Genomic DNA, 17,389 nt, shown 5'->3' with positions numbered 1-17,389 from the left:
GGGTGCGCATTCTGATCGTCACCCCGTGGTTCCCGACATCGCGCCTGCCGCACTCCGGAGTATTCGTGGTCCGCGATGCACTGGCGCTCGGCGCGGCCCATGAGGTTCGCGTGATCCACCTGATCTCACCCGCGAACCTCGGGGACGACCCGTTGTCCGGCGAGGTTCGCGGCGTTCCAGTCACCCGCGTGATCATGTCGCGCACCAACCCCCTGCATTGGTTGCGCGCCGCGCGCACGGTGAGGCGCGCATCCCGCGGTGCTGACCTGATTCACTCCCAGGCGATCTCGGGACTGCTTCCGTTCACGCTTGTTCGCCCCGCCGGGCGCAAACCCTGGATTCACACCGAGCACTGGTCCGCACTGACCACACCCGACACACTTCCGCGATGGGCCCGGCCGGGAATCGGCGTCGTGGCCCGGCTGCTGGCGCGACCGGACGTGGTGACGGCCGTGTGCGAGAGGCTCGCCGCCCCCATCCGGAAGATCCGCGGCACCGCCCCTGTGGAGGTCGTCGGCTGCGTGATCTCCCCCGCACGCGAGCTAACCCGGCCGCCGCGAGATCCAGAGCTGATCCGCCTCGTATCCGTCGGGGCGCTGGTCCCCCGCAAGGATCCGCTGACCGCGCTGCGCACGGTGGCCGCGCTTGCCGAGCGCGGTATCAGATCCCAACTCACCTGGGTCGGCGATGGCCCCTTGCGTGAAGAGGTGATCGCGCTCGCCACTCAGTTGGGTCTGGCCGACCGCCTGACCCTCACCGGATCGCTGGACGACGAAGGCGTGCGCCGCGAGCTCGACGCCGCCGACCTGATGCTGATGCCGACCCTCGGTGACAACTTCTGCACCGTAGTCGCGGAGGCCCTCAGCCACGGCAGGCCGGTCGTCTCCGGAAGCGCGACGGGCGCCGACGAGTACACCGCATCAAGCGTCGGCGAGTTCGTTGAGGTGCAGGACCCCGAGGTCTACGCGGCAGCCGTCATCGACGTGCTGCGCCGCACGGAGGCCATGTCTGCGGACGAGGTCGCCGCGACGCTTGGGGACCAATTCTTCCCGGGCGTGGTGGCGGCCCGTTACACGGATATCTACCAGCGAACTGCGCGCGAGGCGGATGCGAGGTGACGCCCGAGCGCCCCCCTGCCCCCGACGTCGATCTGGTGATCGCCGTGCACTCCTCCGCACGCGACATCGCCCGAGCCGCGGCGTCAGCGCTGACCGGAACGCGCGCCGACGTGCGCGTCACAGTCGTGTGCCACAACGTGGCCGCTGACGAGATAGCCGCGAGCCTGGGCGACATCTCCGCAGATCCCCGAATTCGCCTCACGACCCTCGCGGACGGCATCGCCAGTCCGGCCGGCCCGTTCAACCTGGGTCTCGACCTGGCGGACGGGCGGTTCACCTCCGTGCTCGGCTCCGATGACTTCCTGGAGCCGGGCGCCATAGACTCGTGGCTCGCGAGGGCCGAGGCCGACCGTGCCGATGCCGTGATCGCTCGCCTGAAACACGACTCGGGAGGCGTGGTGCCGACGCCACCGACCAGGCCGGGGCGGCGTAGCGGTCTCGACTTCGTGCGCGATCGCCTCGCCTATCGATCGGCGCCGCTCGGATTGATCCGCCGCTCGACGCTGGGCGAGCTCCGGTTCGCACCCGGCCTGACCACGGGCGAGGATCTCGCCTACGTCTGCCGAGCCTGGACGAGTGGTGCGGTGAGCTTCGATCGCGGCGGACCCGCCTACGTCATCGGATCGGCGGCGACAGATCGGACGACCCGTATCCCGCGGGCAATCCGGGACGAGTTCGCCTACGTCGCCCCGATCCTCGACTCGGACTGGTTCGCACGGCTCTCCGATGGCCAGCAGGCGGCACTCGTGGTCAAGTTCATCCGAGTGCACGTGTTCGGGGCGATCGCCAACCGCCCCGATCCCGGCTGGTGGACGCGCCCGCAGCGCAACGACCTGCTGGTCACCACGCGAGAGTTGCTCGACCGCGGCCATGGCATCGAGCGCGTGCTGTCGCTAAGAGACAGGCGCGTCCTTGCCTTGATCGCCTCGGTGGACGAGCCCGCGGAGATCCTGCTGGCAGCGGTGCGTGCGCGCCGTCAGTACAGTTCTCCGGGAGCCCTCGTCCCCGCCACCGCATCGCGACTGCTGCACAGGGAAGCCCCGATCCGATTCTCGCTGGCGTCGTTCCTGGCTAGCCGAGGCCGGTGAGCCAGGGCATCAGCGCGCTACTCGACGCGTCGGAACTGTGGGCGCGTTCGACGTATCGCGGACCCGCGGCGGCGACGTCGCGGTAGGAATCGCGGTTCGTCTTGATATCGCGTAGCACATCGGGCAGGGACGCCACGGTCGCCTCGACGATCGGCAGGGTCATCCCGAACTCGCGCTCGACATAGCGGCGCACATCCGCGCTGACGTGGCCGACGACGACACGGCCAGCCGCCATGGCCTCGCACGCGGCAACGCCGTAGTCGCCGATCAGGAACTGATCAAGGACAACGTCCGCTTCGCCGTAGTACTCAGGCATGCGCGCATGAGCCACCCCACTCACCTGCGAGAAGTGGATCTCACCGTTGCCGTGCATGCTAGCCATGGCATCCGCAATGCGATGGGTTCCCTTGACGCGACCGGCGGAGGGCACGTGGACGACGCGCGGCACCGCCGCGTCAAGGACCGGACGCACGGCGGCTGTGCGCCATACTTCCGCGTCCACGCGCAGTGGTAAGAGCGTCGCGTCCGGCACGTCGGCCAGGAGACCGGGCGTCGACACGAAGGTCGGCAGGCTCAGTTCCCGCAGTATGGCGAGGTTGTGCAGTACTCCCTGCTCCACCAGGCCGACATCGGGCCAGTCTTTGGCATAGGGCGAATCCGGCTCGTCGCGGACGTGACGGGACGGGAGCCGCACGTCGGTACCGTGCGCCACCATCGCCACCTTGAGGCCGCGTTCCATGAGCGCCCGCACCTGGGCCACGACGCTACCGCGGTACGCCCCGCCCAGCGGCCGCAGTTCCGCCTCCACGAGAACGTGGGTGAAAGTGGCGGAAGCCTCGTCCAGGAAACGGCGCTGCCAGGCACGGGAGTGCGCCGAGATACGGTTGGGCACAACGTAGTCGGCCGGGAATCCGAAGAGGTTAGCGGTGCCTGTGACCATGTTGATCGCAGCGACACGCGGATCGCGGCGCACGGCTCCGGCCCACTGTGCGGCCTGTCCTGCGAAGTTCGCCGGCGCGATCAGTAGCCGGATCTCCCGCCGCTCAACCGCGGGAAATTCAGGCACGACATCCCCGACCCGGCGCGCCTGCAGCATGCCCGCCACGTCGCGCGCCCAGCGCGGCGACGCCTGCCACATCCTGGATGCGATGCCCGTCATCGTCCGATCCAGCCTTCCACGAGAAGCCTCGCACTGAGTTGGCCATCATGAACCCGCGACACGAACTCGACCCCTCGGCGGCCAATCGCCTGCATCTCGACCCGATCGGCGATCAGCGAGCGGATTGCGTCAGCAACCGTATCCGGGGTCGCCTCCACAATGGGCAGGTCGAGCCCGGTCGCCGCGCGCACGTGCGCGCGGACCGGTTCGGCGACGTGGCCCACCACGACTCGGCCCGCCGCCATCGCCTCGCACGCGGCGACGCCGTATGAGCCAAGGCGGAACTGGTCGAGCACGATGTCGGCGTTCCGATACAGTTCGGGCATCCGCGCCGCACGCACGTCGCGCGCAGTGACGAACTCCACTTCGCCGCGCTCGGCGAGCCGATCGATCACCGGCTCGACGAGATGAGAACCCTTGACGGCCGCACGACTTGGAATATGCACGACGATCGGACGCTCCCGCCCGCCTGCGGTCGCGTCCGTCACCCAGCGCTCCGGCGAGACCACGACGGGACACCAGGTGGCGTACGGCACGTCGAGCAGCAGATCGGGGGTGGACACGAACACGGGACGGGCAAGAGAATCGAGCAACTCCCGGTTCCGCGCGGCGTCGCGTTCCAGTTTGTCCAGGTATAGGCCGGGGTCGCGGAACGGTGACCAGGGGGTTAGGTCCTGATGCCGGGATGGCAATCTGATGTCAGTCCCGTGACACATCATCGCGATCGACAGGCCGTCGAGTGCCGCGATCTCCTTGGCGACATCCCGTCCGAAGAGCCGCCCGAACATGGGGCGTTCGGCCTCGTACAGGACGTGCGTGAAAGTGCGCGCGGCGGCGAACTGCGCCGCCTGCCACTCGCGCGAGCGGTGGTAGACCGCCACCGGCACCTCCCGGTCCGCGGGGAAGCTGAATCCCGCAGGCTCCTCGACCGCCAGGTTCCGGGCAGAGATCGCCGCGGCAAGAGACTCACGCGAAAACGCCTCGACGGCCCGCGCCCACAAGAAGCCCTGGCCCGCATAGTTCGTCGGGCCGATGAGCACCTCCGCGCCGCCCTCAGACTGATCGCCGGGCGCGCTCAGTGCCGCGGGTATATCCGAAGCCTGGTAGTTCCCGTACGAACGCACGGCCAGCCGCCCAAGAGGACTCATCGGATTCTCGGCAACCCAGTCGATGCTCGCGTTGACGAACCTGGGGAATCGAGATCGACGGGCCATGAGCCGGCGGAACCATCGGCCCGAGGCGAGTACGAGGCGGCGCACAATCATCTATCTCCTGTGGGGTGCTGGCCTAGGCGGGCAAACGCAGCCGAAGTATCCGGCGCAGGCGCGAATCCACGCCGAGGCTTCGCCACCAGGCTCCCGCGAGCAGCCACTGCGACCTGCCCGCCGCTAAGTAATTCTCGATTGAGCCCAGGATTTCCGAGCGCTTACCGCTCAGTGCGCCTCGCACGATCTGGATTTCGACCCGCGCCAGGCACGGCACCGCATCCGGCGCGAACTCCGCCAGCCATTGCGCGAACGCCTGCAGCGCCGCGACGTCGGGCTGTGGCCAGTCGGACTCCGTCCGTCGAACCGCCACTCGTGCGACGACACTCAGGCGCCATAGCTTCACCGCGATGGCCGTCTTGCGGCGCGGCGGGAGCGCCGCCAGCCACTCTACCTCACGTAGTCGCGCCAGCGGCGCGATCTCCTCACCGTATCCTCGTTGCGCGTGGGTGACACGCTCGGGGGCGTCCTTGCCCACCACGTATGAGGGGGCGCCCAGCGCCGAATCCACGCGGCCGAGATTGATGACGGCCAGGCCCGCTTCGATGTCCTCGCCGCTCGCGAAGCCAGGCGTCAACTGCAGGTGCCGGTCGCGATAGAACCGGGTGCTGATCAGGCCGAGCGGGGCCGTCCGGTAGTTGAGTCGGTCGCGAACCGGGTCCAACCCTCGTCGGCGGCCGGGGCGTAGCAGGGGCTCACGCCAGACAGCGCCGTCCTGGTCACGAAGCGATGCCATGAGGTAGTCGGGCCGGTGCGCGCGCGCGAGCGACGCCCACGCCTCGAGCGCGCCGGGTTCGAGGAAGTCATCGGAGCCCATGATCCCGAAGTATTCGCCGGATGCCAGCGAGATCCCGTGGTTGAAGGGACCGGCCGGGCTGCGGGATTCATCGTGGAATTCGACTATCCGGAGGCGCGAATCGTCCGCATACTGGCCAATCTGGCCTGCGAACGCCGATCGCGGCTGGTTGTGCAGGACAAGCGTCAGGCGCACGTTCGCTGTGGAGTCGGCCGCGAGGACCGAGGCCACCGCCCTATCGACGCGCCTGCGCGGATCATGCGCCGCGATGACGAAGTCGATGAAGGGATCGCTCATAGTTCCTCGCCCAGACCGGCAAGTGCGACCTGCTCGCCGAATTGCGGTACCTTCCGCGCGAGCAGCCGGAACGTGTCGTGTCCCAGGATCTTTCCTCCCGAAACGTACGCGATTCGGTCGTAGTCCTTGATCGTCGAGAGACGATGGGCCACGGAGATGATCGTCATCTCGCCTTGCAGGCTCTTGATCGCGCGGGTGACGGAGTCCTCGGTCTTCGTGTCGAGGGAACTCGTCGCCTCATCGAGAACCAGGACGAGGGGATCTGCATACAGCGCTCGGGCGATGCCGAGCCGCTGCTGTTCTCCGCCCGACAGCGCCATGCCGCGCTCGCCGATCATCGCGTCGATTCCCTGCGGGCGCTCAGCGATCATCGTCATCAACTGCGCCATCTCCAGCGCCCGAGCCACTCGATCGCGATCGTAGTCGTGCGTCCACGTGAGAGCCACGTTCTGCGCAATCGTCCCGTTGAACAAAGAGACGCGCTGCGGCACGTACCCGACCCTCGACCGCCACGCGCGCAGGACCTCGATGAGGGGATGGCCGTCGATCAGTATCTCGCCGCGAGACGGCACCGAGAGGCCGAGCAGCAGATCGACGAGCGTCGACTTGCCAGCACCCGAAGGGCCGACGATGCCGAGCGAGGATCCGAACGGGATGTCGAGCTCGACTCCCCGCAGCACGTCGTCCGTGGCACCGGGGTATCTGAACGTGACATCGCGCAGGGCGAGCGTCCCCGGATCCGTGGGAAGTTGCGAGACGTCGGCCTCAGGCTCGTTTTGGGCGATATCCCGCTCGGAATCGTGGATGTCGGAGATCACGTCCTGGGCTGACGGTAGCGTCGCCGTGGCCTGGACGATGCTGGCCTGCACACCATTGATCGCGGGGATGAGCCGGAAGCCCGTGGCCGCGAAGAGCGCGACTGCCACTATCGCCTGCTGCATGCCGCCGAGAAGGTACGCGCTCACTCCGATCAGGACGAAGCCCCCGATGAGCGCCGAGTCGAAGACGAACTTGGGCACCACGGAGAGGAAGGATGCGTTGGCACGAGCGCGAACGGCCCGCTTGCGCTCGTCGGTGACGACCTGGGCGACCTCGTCGAGTCGTCCGCGCAAGGTGATCTCCTTGAGCGCCTCAACCATCTGGGTCATGAAATTCGCCACGCGATAACTCGAATCGCGGTTCACTCGCCCGGCCTCCATCGAGCGCCGCGTGACGATGCGGTTAACGAAGAGGGAGACGGATCCCAGGTACACCAGCGCAATGAGAGCGGTGACCGGTTGGGCGACGAGGAGGACGGCGAGGATCATCAGGAACGTGAGAACGTAGCTCGGTATCAGCGAGATGGGGAGAACGAACCCCATGATCGCGTTGCCGATGGCGCCGTCCGCGATGCGAGTGATCTCCGCGACGCTGCGCTTGGAGCGCTGCTCCCACGAGGAATGGATGTACGCAGAGAAGAGACGCCTCCCGATCTCTAGCTCATATCGAGCGAATCGGCGCGTGGCCAACCAGTGCAGCAATACCGACAGGGCGCTCTTGAGAATGATCAACCCGCAGGCCGCCAGGACGAGCCAGGGAGCGGAACTCGCCGGCAGCGAGCCGGCGAGCGGGATGGAGATCACGTCACTGCCGGCCACGATTGGAGAGATGATCAACGCCAGTAGTGCCATCGCCCCGACGTCCATGACCGTGAGCGCGCTGGTGGCGGCGACGTAGCCCACGAAGAACCGGCGGGCGCCAGGCGGGAAAAGCGGCAGCAACTGTCGCAGCGTCGTCCAAAGGAGTGTCATCGTCCGCTACCCTACCGTCACTAGCTCGCCGGCGGCTGGGACGCCGCCAGCCGCTCGATAGCCGCTCGCCATATCTGGACCTGCGATTCGGCGCATAGGCGCTCAGCGTTTGCATCCGCTGCCGCCTTCCAGGCGCTGACCCGGTCTGGAGTCAATTGATCGATGGCGACCGTAAGGTCCCCCGACGCGAATCCGTCGGCCACTTTGCCGATCCCGTACTCGTTCACGTAGTGCGCCATCTCGGGCGACGGTCCGATGAGCACACCGAGTCGCGCCTGGACGTAGTCAAACAGCTTGTTGGGCAACGCCCAACGGTTGTTGAAGTTGACGGGCGGCAGGAGGTGGACGCCCACGTCGTACCCGTTCAACGTCCGGGCCAAGTCGGCATACGGAACCGGATCGTGCACAGTCACGCGAGGGTTGCCGGCCACGTTGGAACGCAACTCGTCCACGTAGGCAGGCTCGTTGGGCACCAGGTATAGGTCCAGCGACACGTCGACGTGCGCCGCCGTGACCGCCTCCACCAGCGTCTCGAGGAAGCGGTCCCTCATGCCGACCCCGGAATGGACCAGGCGGATGCGCTCGCTCGTCGAAGAGGGCGAGAGCTCTTCAAATGGCGCGGCATTGGTGACGAGTTCCGGCCGGAACCCGAATTCGCGCTCGTATTGTTCGGCGAGCCCGCGGCTGACGGTCGACCAGGAAGCCGCACGCGACACGTGGCGGCGGCACAGCCAATTGAGGTAGGGCGTCTGCAGCGCGCGCCAGGCGGGAATGTCCTCGTGCAGTAGGGGCGAGTACTCGTGCAGGTCCGCATGAACCCCACGATGGGGCCTGAGCGACAGCGCGAGGGGCACCGCCTCGACATCGTTGGCGAGCACGATGTCGAACGCGCGCTTGCCGATCGCCGACTTCGCGGCTCGCACCGACGGCATGAGCCAGTAAGCCGCGCTATACGCGTGCAAGCGCAGGTAGCCCCCGAACGGACGGTTGGGCGTACTCGAGGGGATCTGCAGATGTTCCGCCACTCCCGCGGGGGCATCCCCGTATCCGCACGTCGTGACGTCGAAATCGGAACTGAGCCCGCGGACCTGCTTCAGCACGCGCGCGTCGGAGGCAATCGGCGAGAACGACAGTATGAGCAGTTTCTTCTTCATGCCCTCCGCATGGCCCTTCTATCCAGCGCGAGCAGCAGCACGCGCACGAGGTTCGACTCCCGGTCGGCGACGAACCACGGCAGCCGTGGCACCTGCCGGGCCCAGAGGCCGGCGCCAGATCGCCGCCGCGCGGCTGCGAGAACGCGATCGGAAGTCGCGCCGCCCTCCCGTAGCGCATCCAGGAGCCAGCGGTCCGCGACGGAGAACGGCTGTTTCCAGCGCGGGCTGAGTGCCGTCACCGAATCAAGGGCGTCTCGAAGAGCGGCGAGGTCCTCGTCCGTCAGGAACGAAGCCGGGGACTCGGCCGCCAGCGCCCGGGCGTAGACGAAACCGAGAATGTGGATGCGCACCAGTTTCACTGCCAGGGAGCGCCGAACCGACTTCCCCGCCGTCCTCGTCCAGGGGGCCATGGAGGTCGAGAGCACGGCCCCCATGACCTTCCGGAGCGGAACGGGATCGGTCGAGACACGCGAACCGGCATCGGCGCCGATCACGTATCGCGGCGCATGCCTCGCGTACGAAATCCGGTGACCCGACGCCCACAGGCGCGCGCTCGGCTCCATGTCGATGCCCGCATGGAGGCTCGCGTCGAACTCATAAGAGCCCTGCCACACCTCCCTGCGAAGGAGACCAAGAGGCGAGGTCCGGTAGAAGAGTCGGTCACGGACCGCGTCGAGCCGCCGCTCCCGGCCGTGCCGCGGCAGTGGATTCGGGATCTCCGTGCCGTCCTGGTGCTTGATCGGGACGAGTACCGCCGCCGGTTGAACCTCATCTGAGGGGCCCGCATGCGCGAGCAAGGCCGAATAGCAGCCGGGTTCGACCATGTCGTCGGAGCCCATGACCGCAACAAACTCGGCAGTGGCGTGCGCGATGCCCGCGTTGAACGGCCCTGCGGCGGATCGGATCCCATCGTCGTGCCCGATCACGCAGATGCGCGCCTGGTCCAGCCCGTCGAGCAGTGCGGCAACATCGTCCACCGGCAGCCCGTGCGCCACCACGATCACGCCGATCGGGCCGCCGTCGGCTAGGACGCTTTCGACTGCCCGTCTGATCGGACGCTCGGTGGTGTGAATCGGGATGACCACCTGAACCCTCAGCGTCGGCGCCACGGCGTCATTCACCGCGCACCTCCCTCTTCTCCCGGCGCGGCCACCGGGTGGCGGTCGGCCAATCGGCTGACCACCGCGGCAGCACGCGCGGCAGAGGCCGACATCGCGACGTTAGCCGTCGCCCAGTGGCGTATCAATCGCGCCCGATCAGGACGCGGCGGAATCGACATCGCCGCGCGCAGGGCATCGGCGACCGCAACCTCGTCGTGATCCACGACCCAACCGAGGTCGCTACCCGATATGACCTCGGCCGCTGGCCCGGGCCCGGCGTAGATCACCGGCGTTCCCGTGGCGAGCGCGGCGTTGACCTTGGTCGGATAGGCGAAGTCGTAGCCGACTCCCGGTCGCATGCTCACAAGTGCGACCCAGGAACGCTGAAGCCAGGCAGCCGCGTCCTCGGGAGGAACCGTCGGCACGAAGCGAACTGCCTCGGCGAGGCCGAGTTGACGGGCCAGGGCGCGCAGCGCCTCCCACGCGCTCCCCTGACCGACGAATACCAGCCCGGCCTCGGGGACGGATTCGACGACCCGCGCAAACGCCCTGATGAAGACATCGGCACCCTGCCACTCCGACGTCGTTCCCACGTAAACGGCCAAGGGGGAAGGGGACAACGCGGCGGGATCGAGATCGAAAATGGCTGTGTCAATCCCGTTGGGGACAAACGCGATCCGCTCGTGTCCGGCCAGGTCGCGCACGCGATCGGCTACCCCCTGGGTGACCGCGATGACCGCGGTCGCGCCGCGCAACGCCCACGCCTCGACCCGGCGGACAATGCCGACGATGACGCCCGGCGCGCCGGTGGAGGCCGCCGCGTCGGACCAGACGTCCGCCGCGTAGTAGACGTAGGGAACCCTACGCAGCGCGCACGCCAGACGAACGACTGCACCCGTCGTGGGCGGCGGCTCTACGACGACCAAGTCAGGGCGCCGCGACATCAGAACCCGGAAGAACGCGGGAACGTCGAAACTGAGGTATTGCAGGTAGCCGCGCACGTACCCCGTCTTGTCGCGCAGCACCGGCCATCGCCGTACGCGACCAGTGCTCGCTCCGTCGCCGCGCAGGTGCGGGGGTGGGGTCGTAGTCAGCACGGTGACCTTCGCGCCAGCCACGCCGAGTGAGCGCACGAGCGCGTCGAGTCGAAAGGATGCTGCGGCCGGCTCGGGCAGGAAAATGCGCGAAACGACCGTGATTCTCATGCGCTCAAGCGTACCGTGCGAGGAATCAGCGATCCGCAATCCGCCCGCTCTTCCGCTCCGTGGATGCGCGCCCAGGGGGTTCCGGCCAACCGGTCAATCGGTCAACGCAGAGCAGCGTAACCACCGCCACGATAGATCCCGCAAGAAACGCGATGCCACCGAAGAATAGCGCCGACGCAAGGCCCCATCCTTCCGCGGCCGCCACGGGTGCGCCCATAACGAGCCCCGGCACCAGCCCTCCGACGAGCGACACCGACAGGTACTTGGGCGACACTCCAGGCACGAGGACATCGATCGGCCAGATGGCCAGCCAGACGGTCGGAAGGACCAGGGCGGCGCTGGCAATAGCGTTCTGAGTCAAGGCACTTGCGGAGTAGGGACGCAGGAACACCCAGAGGGCAACGAAACCCAGGCAGAACCCGATCCCGCTACCCCAGAGCAGCCTCACGATCTGGCCCTTGGACCGCCAGCGAGGAGACGGCCGGACGGTCGTCTCCTCGCTCACGGTCGCGTCGGGGCTGTTCACGCGTCAAACGATACCGATTGTCCCGTCTCTGCGGACTCCAGCAGTCCCTCGACCACGGCGAGGGTTCGCAGGCCCTGCTCCATCGTCACGACATCGGACTCCTTGCCGAGAACTGCGTCGCGGAACGCCTCGTGTTCAACCTTCAGTGGCTCGCGCTTGGCGTAGGCGAAGCGCGTGACATCGCCCTCGCTGACGCCGCGGAATGCCTGGACGGACTCCCACTCGAGCGGGATGGTGCCGTTGGCGTAGAACGTCAGGTCGCCGCTGCCGGTATCGGCCACGAACGCGCCCTTCTCGCCGGTGACGATCGTGGTGCGCTCCTTCATGGGGCTGAGCCAGTTGACGATGTGGCCCGCGATCACGCCCGACGCGAGACGACCGGTGGCCAGCACCATGTCCTCATGGGGCCGGCCGGATCGCCGGGTGACCTGAGCGAACACTCGTTCGTAGGGACTCTGCGCGACCCAGGCGGTCAGGTCCACGTCATGCGACGCGAGGTCCTTGCCGACCCCGACGTCGGCGATACGGGCGGGGAACGGTCCCTGGCGGCGCGTGGCGATCTGGTAGACCTCGCCGAGGTCGCCCGCCTCGATCCTGCGGCGCAACTGCTGCAGCGCGGGATTGAAGCGCTCGATGTGGCCCACGGCGCCGACGAGGCCGCGGCTCTCGAAGGCCTCGACCATCCGCCGACCCTGCTCCACGGTCGTCGCGATCGGCTTCTCCACCAGCGTGTGGATTCCCGCCTCCGCGAGCGCGAGCGCCGCCTCCTCGTGGAATTGCGTCGGTAGCGCCACTGTCGCGATGTCGATACCCGCAGCGATCAGCGATTCGATATCCGGCAGCACCGGCAGGTCGCCCGCAACGCCGAAACGATCCCCGCCGGCGTCCGCGATGGCCACGAGTTCAACGCCGTCGAGCTCGCGCAGCACCCGCGCATGGTGCCGGCCCATCGCGCCGATGCCGACGAGGCCCGCGCGCAGGCTCGCCATCAGGCACCGGCCTTGACGACGGCCGCCACCGCGGTGGCGATGCGCTCCAGGTCGGCCTCGCTCAGCGACGGGTGCACGGGCAGCGAGATGACCTCCGCCGCAGCCTTTTCCGTCTCGGGCAGTTCCAGTCCGGGTGCGAACTTCGCGAGCGATTCCAACCGGTGGTTCGGAATCGGGTAGTAGACACCGGAGCCGACCGCCCACTCCTCGCGCAGCGCAGTCACGATGCGATCGCGGTCCTCCGCGACCCGGATCGTGTACTGGTGGTAGACGTGCACGCCGCCGGGAGCGACCGGGGGCGTCGTGACGCCATCCAGCCCCGCCAGGTGCTCGTTCAGGTAGGCCGCATTCGCCTGCCGCTGCTCGGTCCAACCGCCCACCTTACCGAGCTGGACCCGGCCGATCGCGGCGTGAATGTCGGTCATCCGGGCATTGAATCCCACGAGCTCGTTCGCGTACTGGCGCTCCATGCCCTGGTTGCGCAGCAACCGCACGCGGTGCGCGATCTCGGGCGTGGCGCTCACCATGCCGCCCTCCCCGGACGTCATGTTCTTGGTCGGGTACAGCGAGAACATGGCGAAGTCGCCGAACGTTCCCACCTGCTGGCCGTTCAGCGATGCGCCGTGCGCCTGGGCCGCGTCCTCGAACAGGCGCACGCCGCGCTCGTCCGCGAGCTTGCGCAGGGCGGGGGCGTCGAAGGGGTGACCGTACAGGTGAACGGGCAGGATGGCGGCCGTCCGGTCGGTGATCGCCGCCGCGACGGCCTTCGGGTCGAGGCAGAAGTAGTCGGGTTCGATGTCGACGAAGACCGGTGTCGCCCCCGTCAGCGCGACCGAGTTGCCGGTCGCGGCGAACGTGAATGACGGGACGATGACCTCATCGCCCGGACCGATGCCCGCGGCCAGCAGGCCAAGGTGGAGGCCGGCGGTGCCCGAGTTGACGGCTACGCACTCGCGACCGGCCACGAGCGCGGCGGAGAACTCGTCCTCAAACGCCTTGACCTGCGGGCCCTGGGCGACCATGCCGCTGCGGAGCACCGCGTCTACCGCGGCCCGCTCCTCATCGCCGATGATCGGCTTGGCGGGGGGAATGAAGTCGTTCACTGAACTGCCTTTCTGAGGCCGTCACCGTCGGCCTCGTACTTGTCCTGAGTCTCTGGGCATTCCCAGTACCCGTCCTTCTCGATGAGCCGGACCCCGGCCTCACCGACCCAGCCGATGCGCTTCGCGGGGACGCCGGCGACCAGTGCATAGGCGGGCACGTCCCGCGTCACCACCGCCCCGGCCGCGACCGTAGCCCAGGCGCCGATCCGCACGGGAGCCACGCACACGGCTCGTGCGCCGATTGCTGCGCCCTGCTCGATCGTCACCCCGACGGGCTCCCAGTCGTGCGCCGACTTGGGGCTGAGATCCGGGTTGACCGCGCGCGGGAAGTGATCGTTCGTGAGGACCACGGCGGGGCCGATGAAAACGCCGTCGGCGAGGCTCGCCGGCTCATACACGAGCGCGTAGTTCTGGACCTTGCAACCGTTTCCCAGGCGCACGCCGGAACCGATATAGGCCCCTCGCCCGACGATGCAATTCGTGCCGAGGACTGCGCCCTCACGCACCTGGGCGAGGTGCCAGATGCTGGAGCCCTCGCCGATTTCGACATCGCTCGCGACGTCGGCGCTATCAACAATCCGAACGCTCATCGCGTCGTCACCATTCTTGTCACGCCCTCCAAGGTATCGCACAGCAGGGGCGGCCACCTGAGACAATGTTCCCATGACCGTTTCGTCCCTGGCCGATGTCTGGCTCGTGATGCCCCTGTACAACGAGGCGGCGGTGGTCGGGGATGTGGTCCGCGAGGCGCTCGAGACGTTCGAGCATCTGGTGGCGGTCGATGACGGATCGTCCGACGACTCCGCGAACGTGGCGGCGACCGCTGGTGCCGCCATCGTCACCCATCCGATCAACCTGGGCCAGGGCGCGGCACTCCAGACCGGCATCGAATACGCGCTGGCGCGCGGGGCGCAGTGGATCGTCACCTTCGACGCCGACGGCCAGCATCAGGTTGCCGATGCGGCGGACATGGTCGCGTTCGGGGTTCGCGAGGACACCCCCATCGTCCTGGGCTCCCGCTTTTTGGACGAGCGCACCGACGCCGGCCTGCTCAAGCGGATCGTGCTGCGCGCCGCCGTCTGGTTCACCAACACAACGTCGAAGATGCGCTTGACCGACGCCCACAACGGCCTGCGGGCGCTACGGCGCGACGCCGCCGAACAGATCAACCTCACCCAATCCAGGATGGCGCACGCGAGCGAGATCATCTCGCAACTGTCCGCGACGGGGCTCCCCTACCGCGAGTTCCCGGTCCACGTCCTGTATACGGACTACTCTCGCAGCAAGGGACAGTCCGTTCTTAACGCGGTCAACATCCTCGTCGAGCTCGTCTTCAAGTAGGGAACCCGGAACGCAATGTGGATCAAGATTCTGCTGCTCGTCGCCATCGTCGCCATAGCGGCCATCCTGACGCGCGCCACCGCGGGTGCGCGCCGCCAGGCCCTACGCCGGCTCCTGCTCGCGGGATTCATCACGGTCGCGGCGCTGTCGGTGATCTTCCCGAACGCCCTCACCCGCGTGGCCAACTGGATGGGCGTCGGGCGCGGCGCGGACCTGCTGCTCTACGCGCTTGTGATCGCCTTCGTGAGCTACGTGGGAACGTCGTATCGCCGCACGAGCCATCTGAATCGTCAACTTACCGTCCTAGCGCGCGAGGTCGCGCTGCTGCACGCCGAGATCGATCCGCGCAACCAGACCGGGGATCTACACAACTCCTCCACGTCCCAGGCTCAGGGTCTGCGCCGATCCGCGGACCAGAAGCAATACGATTCTGAATCGTGACCGACGAACAACTCCCCACCCGCCGATCCCGCCGCCTCCAGCGCGAGGCCGAGCAGCGCGAAGAGAAGCTCAGCCAGATAGCAGGCGGCAACGCTGCGCAGCCGGGGAACTCCGCCGGGCTACCGCGCACCGAGGCCGCGCAGCCGAGCGAAGCGGGCACCGCGCCGCAGGCAGGCGGCGAGTGGGCCCCCGAACCGCACACCGGACCGTCATCGCCGGCGGCAGCCGCTGAGGCGCTGCCCAGCGAGACGCCGGCGGCAGACATTGAGGCGCCGGGCGCGGGCACCGAGGCGCCGGGCGCGGGCACCGAGGCGCCGGGCGCGGGCACCGAGGCGCCGGGCGCGGGGCCGTTCTCCGGCGGCGTTCGCCGCACCAGCGCTTTCGTGACGGGGGCAACGCCCGTCCAACCGCCATCGCCCGCGGCGTTCTCGCAGTCCAGTTCTCCCGTTCCGGCTGTGCCCGGGGGCGAACCCCCGCTGGCGCTTGAACCTGACGACGAGCCGGAATCGTTCGCCCACGTCAGCGCGTGGGGCGAGGCGGATGGCGCATCCTCGCAGCTGGCTCCAGGCGGCGCATTCGACACGCCCCCCGCCTTCGCTGGCGGGGACTTCGACGCGACCCCGGCCCACTCCGAGCCTTCGGCTATCGACGAGAATGCTGCCGCGGACACCGCCGCGGCGCTTCCCACAGACGGGCAGATCCCCGCCAGTTTCGCGCCCGCTCAAGGCGAGTTCTCCGCCGCGCCTGCCGCCGCAATCGCCACGCTGAATCTCGCCGAGGAGGACGAGGACCGCTCCATCGACGCGGGGCACGCCCGCGTGCGACGCTCGCACCGCGCCCTCAAGGCCGTGGCGCTGGCGGTAGCGGCGCTGTTCGTCTTCTCGGGCGCAGCATTCGGCGCGATCTACCAGCGGCTGGCCGGGAACATGGCCATCGAGAAGGTAGGGGGACTCGTTGACGACACCAACCCGGCGTCGACCTTCCAGCCGCCGAGCGACCCGTCCGACGGCAAGGCGCTCAACTACCTGATCATCGGCGTGGACGACCGTAGCGGAGACAACGGGGAATTCACGAACGACAACCCGGGCGGTTCGCGCTCCGACACGACGATGGTGCTGCACATCTCGGAGAACAGGAAGCGCATCGAGGTCGTCTCGATTCCTCGCGACTCGATGGTACAGATTCCAGCCTGCAAACTGACCGGCGGCGGCTCGACGAGCGCGACGTTCGGCATGTTCAACTCGGCCTACGCGAGTGGGTACGACCAGGGCGGTGACACCGCCTCTGCGATCGCCTGCGTCTGGCGGACCGTCCAAGAGAACACGGGCGTGAAGGTCGACGGCGCGATCATGGTCGACTTCGCGGGATTCGCCAACGTCGTGGACGCCATCAACGGGGTGTACATGTGCATCCCAGAGGAGACGATCTCCAAGGACGCCGGCAAACTCCATCTCGAGGCGGGCTGGCAGACCCTGAACGGTAAGGACGCGCTGAACTACGCCCGCGCCCGCAAGGGGACCGGCCAGAACTTCGACGGATCCGATCTCAATCGCGCGGGACGCCAGCAGCAGATGGTCGCAGCGATATTCAACCAGGTCACCGAGGACGGCATCCTGTCGAACCCCACCCGACTCTTCTCGTTCGCCGATGCGGTGACCAAGACGCTGACGGTGACCGAGACCCTGAGCAGCACCAAAGACCTGGCCGGGCTCGCCTATTCGCTTCGAGGCGTGAAGTCGAAGAACGTGACGCTCATGACGATCCCGTTCGAGGCGTACCCCGCGGATCGCAACCGGATTCAGTGGTCGTCGGCGGCCACCGACGTGTGGCAGAACATGTCCGAGGACAAGCCGCTGGTCGAGGCGGAGACGTCGGGCTCAGCGGCGCCTACGACCGGAACCACTACGAAGAAGCCGACCACGACGGCACCAGACGTCACCAAGACTCCGGGACGCGAGGCATTCACCGCCGAGGACACCACGGCCGTCTGCGACGCTCCGGCCTCGAAAAACTAAGG

The 17,389-nt window shown here is 67.9% G+C and carries 16 protein-coding genes; 5 read left to right on the top strand and 11 right to left on the bottom strand.

Going from position 1 to position 17,389, the window contains the following annotated elements; translation table 11 throughout:
- Positions 1-2 precede the first annotated feature (2 nt).
- Both FB461_RS01785 and FB461_RS01780 read left to right on the top strand, forming a co-directional pair.
- Positions 3-1,118, top strand: a complete 1,116-nt coding sequence (locus FB461_RS01785) for a glycosyltransferase (RefSeq protein WP_142118401.1) — start codon at positions 3-5, stop codon at positions 1,116-1,118.
- Entirely contained in the window at positions 1,115-2,206 is a 1,092-nt protein-coding gene (locus tag FB461_RS01780; RefSeq protein WP_170222554.1) for a glycosyltransferase family A protein, read from the top strand. Before FB461_RS01785 ends, FB461_RS01780 begins: the two co-directional genes overlap by 4 nt.
- On the opposite strand, the gene FB461_RS01775 is transcribed toward FB461_RS01780, so the two are convergent.
- The 11 genes from FB461_RS01775 to FB461_RS01725 are packed head-to-tail and all read right to left on the bottom strand — an operon-like array spanning position 2,190 to position 14,180.
- Complete coding sequence (locus FB461_RS01775; protein WP_142118397.1) at positions 2,190-3,365, bottom strand: glycosyltransferase family protein; 1,176 nt, start codon at positions 3,363-3,365, stop codon at positions 2,190-2,192. The two genes, FB461_RS01780 and FB461_RS01775, sit on opposite strands and share 17 nt — an antisense overlap.
- The gene (locus tag FB461_RS01770; protein ID WP_142118394.1) at positions 3,362-4,630 is read right to left on the bottom strand and encodes a glycosyltransferase; all 1,269 of its coding nucleotides are present in this window, start codon (positions 4,628-4,630) and stop codon (positions 3,362-3,364) included. The genes FB461_RS01775 and FB461_RS01770 overlap by 4 nt, the downstream gene beginning before the upstream one ends.
- Positions 4,631-4,652: 22 nt before the next feature.
- On the bottom strand, positions 4,653-5,723 hold the full coding sequence (locus FB461_RS01765) for a glycosyltransferase family 2 protein (RefSeq protein WP_142118392.1): 1,071 nt from the start codon (positions 5,721-5,723) through the stop codon (positions 4,653-4,655).
- On the bottom strand, positions 5,720-7,513 hold the full coding sequence (locus FB461_RS01760) for an ABC transporter ATP-binding protein (RefSeq protein ID WP_142118390.1): 1,794 nt from the start codon (positions 7,511-7,513) through the stop codon (positions 5,720-5,722). The genes FB461_RS01765 and FB461_RS01760 overlap by 4 nt, the downstream gene beginning before the upstream one ends.
- A gap of 20 nt (positions 7,514-7,533) precedes the next feature.
- Complete coding sequence (locus FB461_RS01755) at positions 7,534-8,667, bottom strand: glycosyltransferase family protein (RefSeq protein ID WP_142118388.1); 1,134 nt, start codon at positions 8,665-8,667, stop codon at positions 7,534-7,536.
- The gene (locus FB461_RS01750) at positions 8,664-9,788 is read right to left on the bottom strand and encodes a glycosyltransferase family 2 protein (protein WP_170222552.1); all 1,125 of its coding nucleotides are present in this window, start codon (positions 9,786-9,788) and stop codon (positions 8,664-8,666) included. Before FB461_RS01750 ends, FB461_RS01755 begins: the two co-directional genes overlap by 4 nt.
- Positions 9,785-10,972, bottom strand: a complete 1,188-nt coding sequence (locus FB461_RS01745) for a glycosyltransferase family 4 protein (protein WP_142118384.1) — start codon at positions 10,970-10,972, stop codon at positions 9,785-9,787. The genes FB461_RS01750 and FB461_RS01745 overlap by 4 nt, the downstream gene beginning before the upstream one ends.
- Positions 10,973-10,997: 25 nt before the next feature.
- Positions 10,998-11,498, bottom strand: coding sequence for a hypothetical protein (locus FB461_RS01740; protein WP_142118382.1), 501 nt, complete (start codon positions 11,496-11,498; stop codon positions 10,998-11,000).
- Positions 11,495-12,487 carry a Gfo/Idh/MocA family protein gene (locus FB461_RS01735; RefSeq protein ID WP_142118380.1) on the bottom strand — a complete coding sequence of 331 codons (993 nt, stop codon included), beginning with the start codon at positions 12,485-12,487 and terminating at the stop codon, positions 11,495-11,497. The genes FB461_RS01740 and FB461_RS01735 overlap by 4 nt, the downstream gene beginning before the upstream one ends.
- A complete protein-coding gene (locus FB461_RS01730; protein ID WP_142118378.1) occupies positions 12,487-13,590 on the bottom strand; it encodes a DegT/DnrJ/EryC1/StrS family aminotransferase in 1,104 nt (367 codons plus the stop codon). The genes FB461_RS01735 and FB461_RS01730 overlap by 1 nt, the downstream gene beginning before the upstream one ends.
- Entirely contained in the window at positions 13,587-14,180 is a 594-nt protein-coding gene (locus FB461_RS01725) for an acyltransferase (RefSeq protein WP_142118376.1), read from the bottom strand. The genes FB461_RS01730 and FB461_RS01725 overlap by 4 nt, the downstream gene beginning before the upstream one ends.
- A gap of 73 nt (positions 14,181-14,253) precedes the next feature.
- Between FB461_RS01725 and FB461_RS01720 the strand changes: the two genes are divergently transcribed.
- From FB461_RS01720 to FB461_RS01710, 3 genes are read left to right on the top strand one after another with little or no spacing between them, the layout of a single operon-like run.
- Positions 14,254-14,931, top strand: coding sequence for a glycosyltransferase family 2 protein (locus tag FB461_RS01720; protein WP_142118374.1), 678 nt, complete (start codon positions 14,254-14,256; stop codon positions 14,929-14,931).
- A 15-nt stretch (positions 14,932-14,946) separates the two neighbouring features.
- A complete protein-coding gene (locus tag FB461_RS01715) occupies positions 14,947-15,372 on the top strand; it encodes a DUF2304 domain-containing protein (protein ID WP_142118372.1) in 426 nt (141 codons plus the stop codon).
- Complete coding sequence (locus FB461_RS01710; protein WP_142118370.1) at positions 15,369-17,387, top strand: LCP family protein; 2,019 nt, start codon at positions 15,369-15,371, stop codon at positions 17,385-17,387. The genes FB461_RS01715 and FB461_RS01710 overlap by 4 nt, the downstream gene beginning before the upstream one ends.
- Positions 17,388-17,389: the final 2 nt, after the last annotated feature.

Origin of the sequence: Rarobacter faecitabidus, assembly GCF_006716265.1 — a bacterium.
Taxonomy (GTDB): Bacteria; Actinomycetota; Actinomycetes; order Actinomycetales; family Cellulomonadaceae; genus Rarobacter; species Rarobacter faecitabidus.
Note: the sequence above shows the minus strand (reverse complement) of the source record. Positions and strands in the feature narration are given on the sequence as shown.

Coding starts and splice junctions, on each gene's coding strand:
- FB461_RS01775 (WP_142118397.1), bottom strand. CDS start 3,365: ATGACGGGCATCGCATCCAGGATGTGGCAGGCGTCGCCGCGCTGGGCG.
- FB461_RS01770 (WP_142118394.1), bottom strand. CDS start 4,630: ATGATTGTGCGCCGCCTCGTACTCGCCTCGGGCCGATGGTTCCGCCGG.
- FB461_RS01765 (WP_142118392.1), bottom strand. CDS start 5,723: ATGAGCGATCCCTTCATCGACTTCGTCATCGCGGCGCATGATCCGCGC.
- FB461_RS01760 (WP_142118390.1), bottom strand. CDS start 7,513: ATGACACTCCTTTGGACGACGCTGCGACAGTTGCTGCCGCTTTTCCCG.
- FB461_RS01755 (WP_142118388.1), bottom strand. CDS start 8,667: ATGAAGAAGAAACTGCTCATACTGTCGTTCTCGCCGATTGCCTCCGAC.
- FB461_RS01745 (WP_142118384.1), bottom strand. CDS start 10,972: ATGAGAATCACGGTCGTTTCGCGCATTTTCCTGCCCGAGCCGGCCGCA.
- FB461_RS01735 (WP_142118380.1), bottom strand. CDS start 12,487: ATGGCGAGCCTGCGCGCGGGCCTCGTCGGCATCGGCGCGATGGGCCGG.
- FB461_RS01725 (WP_142118376.1), bottom strand. CDS start 14,180: ATGAGCGTTCGGATTGTTGATAGCGCCGACGTCGCGAGCGATGTCGAA.
- FB461_RS01720 (WP_142118374.1), top strand. CDS start 14,254: ATGACCGTTTCGTCCCTGGCCGATGTCTGGCTCGTGATGCCCCTGTAC.
- FB461_RS01715 (WP_142118372.1), top strand. CDS start 14,947: ATGTGGATCAAGATTCTGCTGCTCGTCGCCATCGTCGCCATAGCGGCC.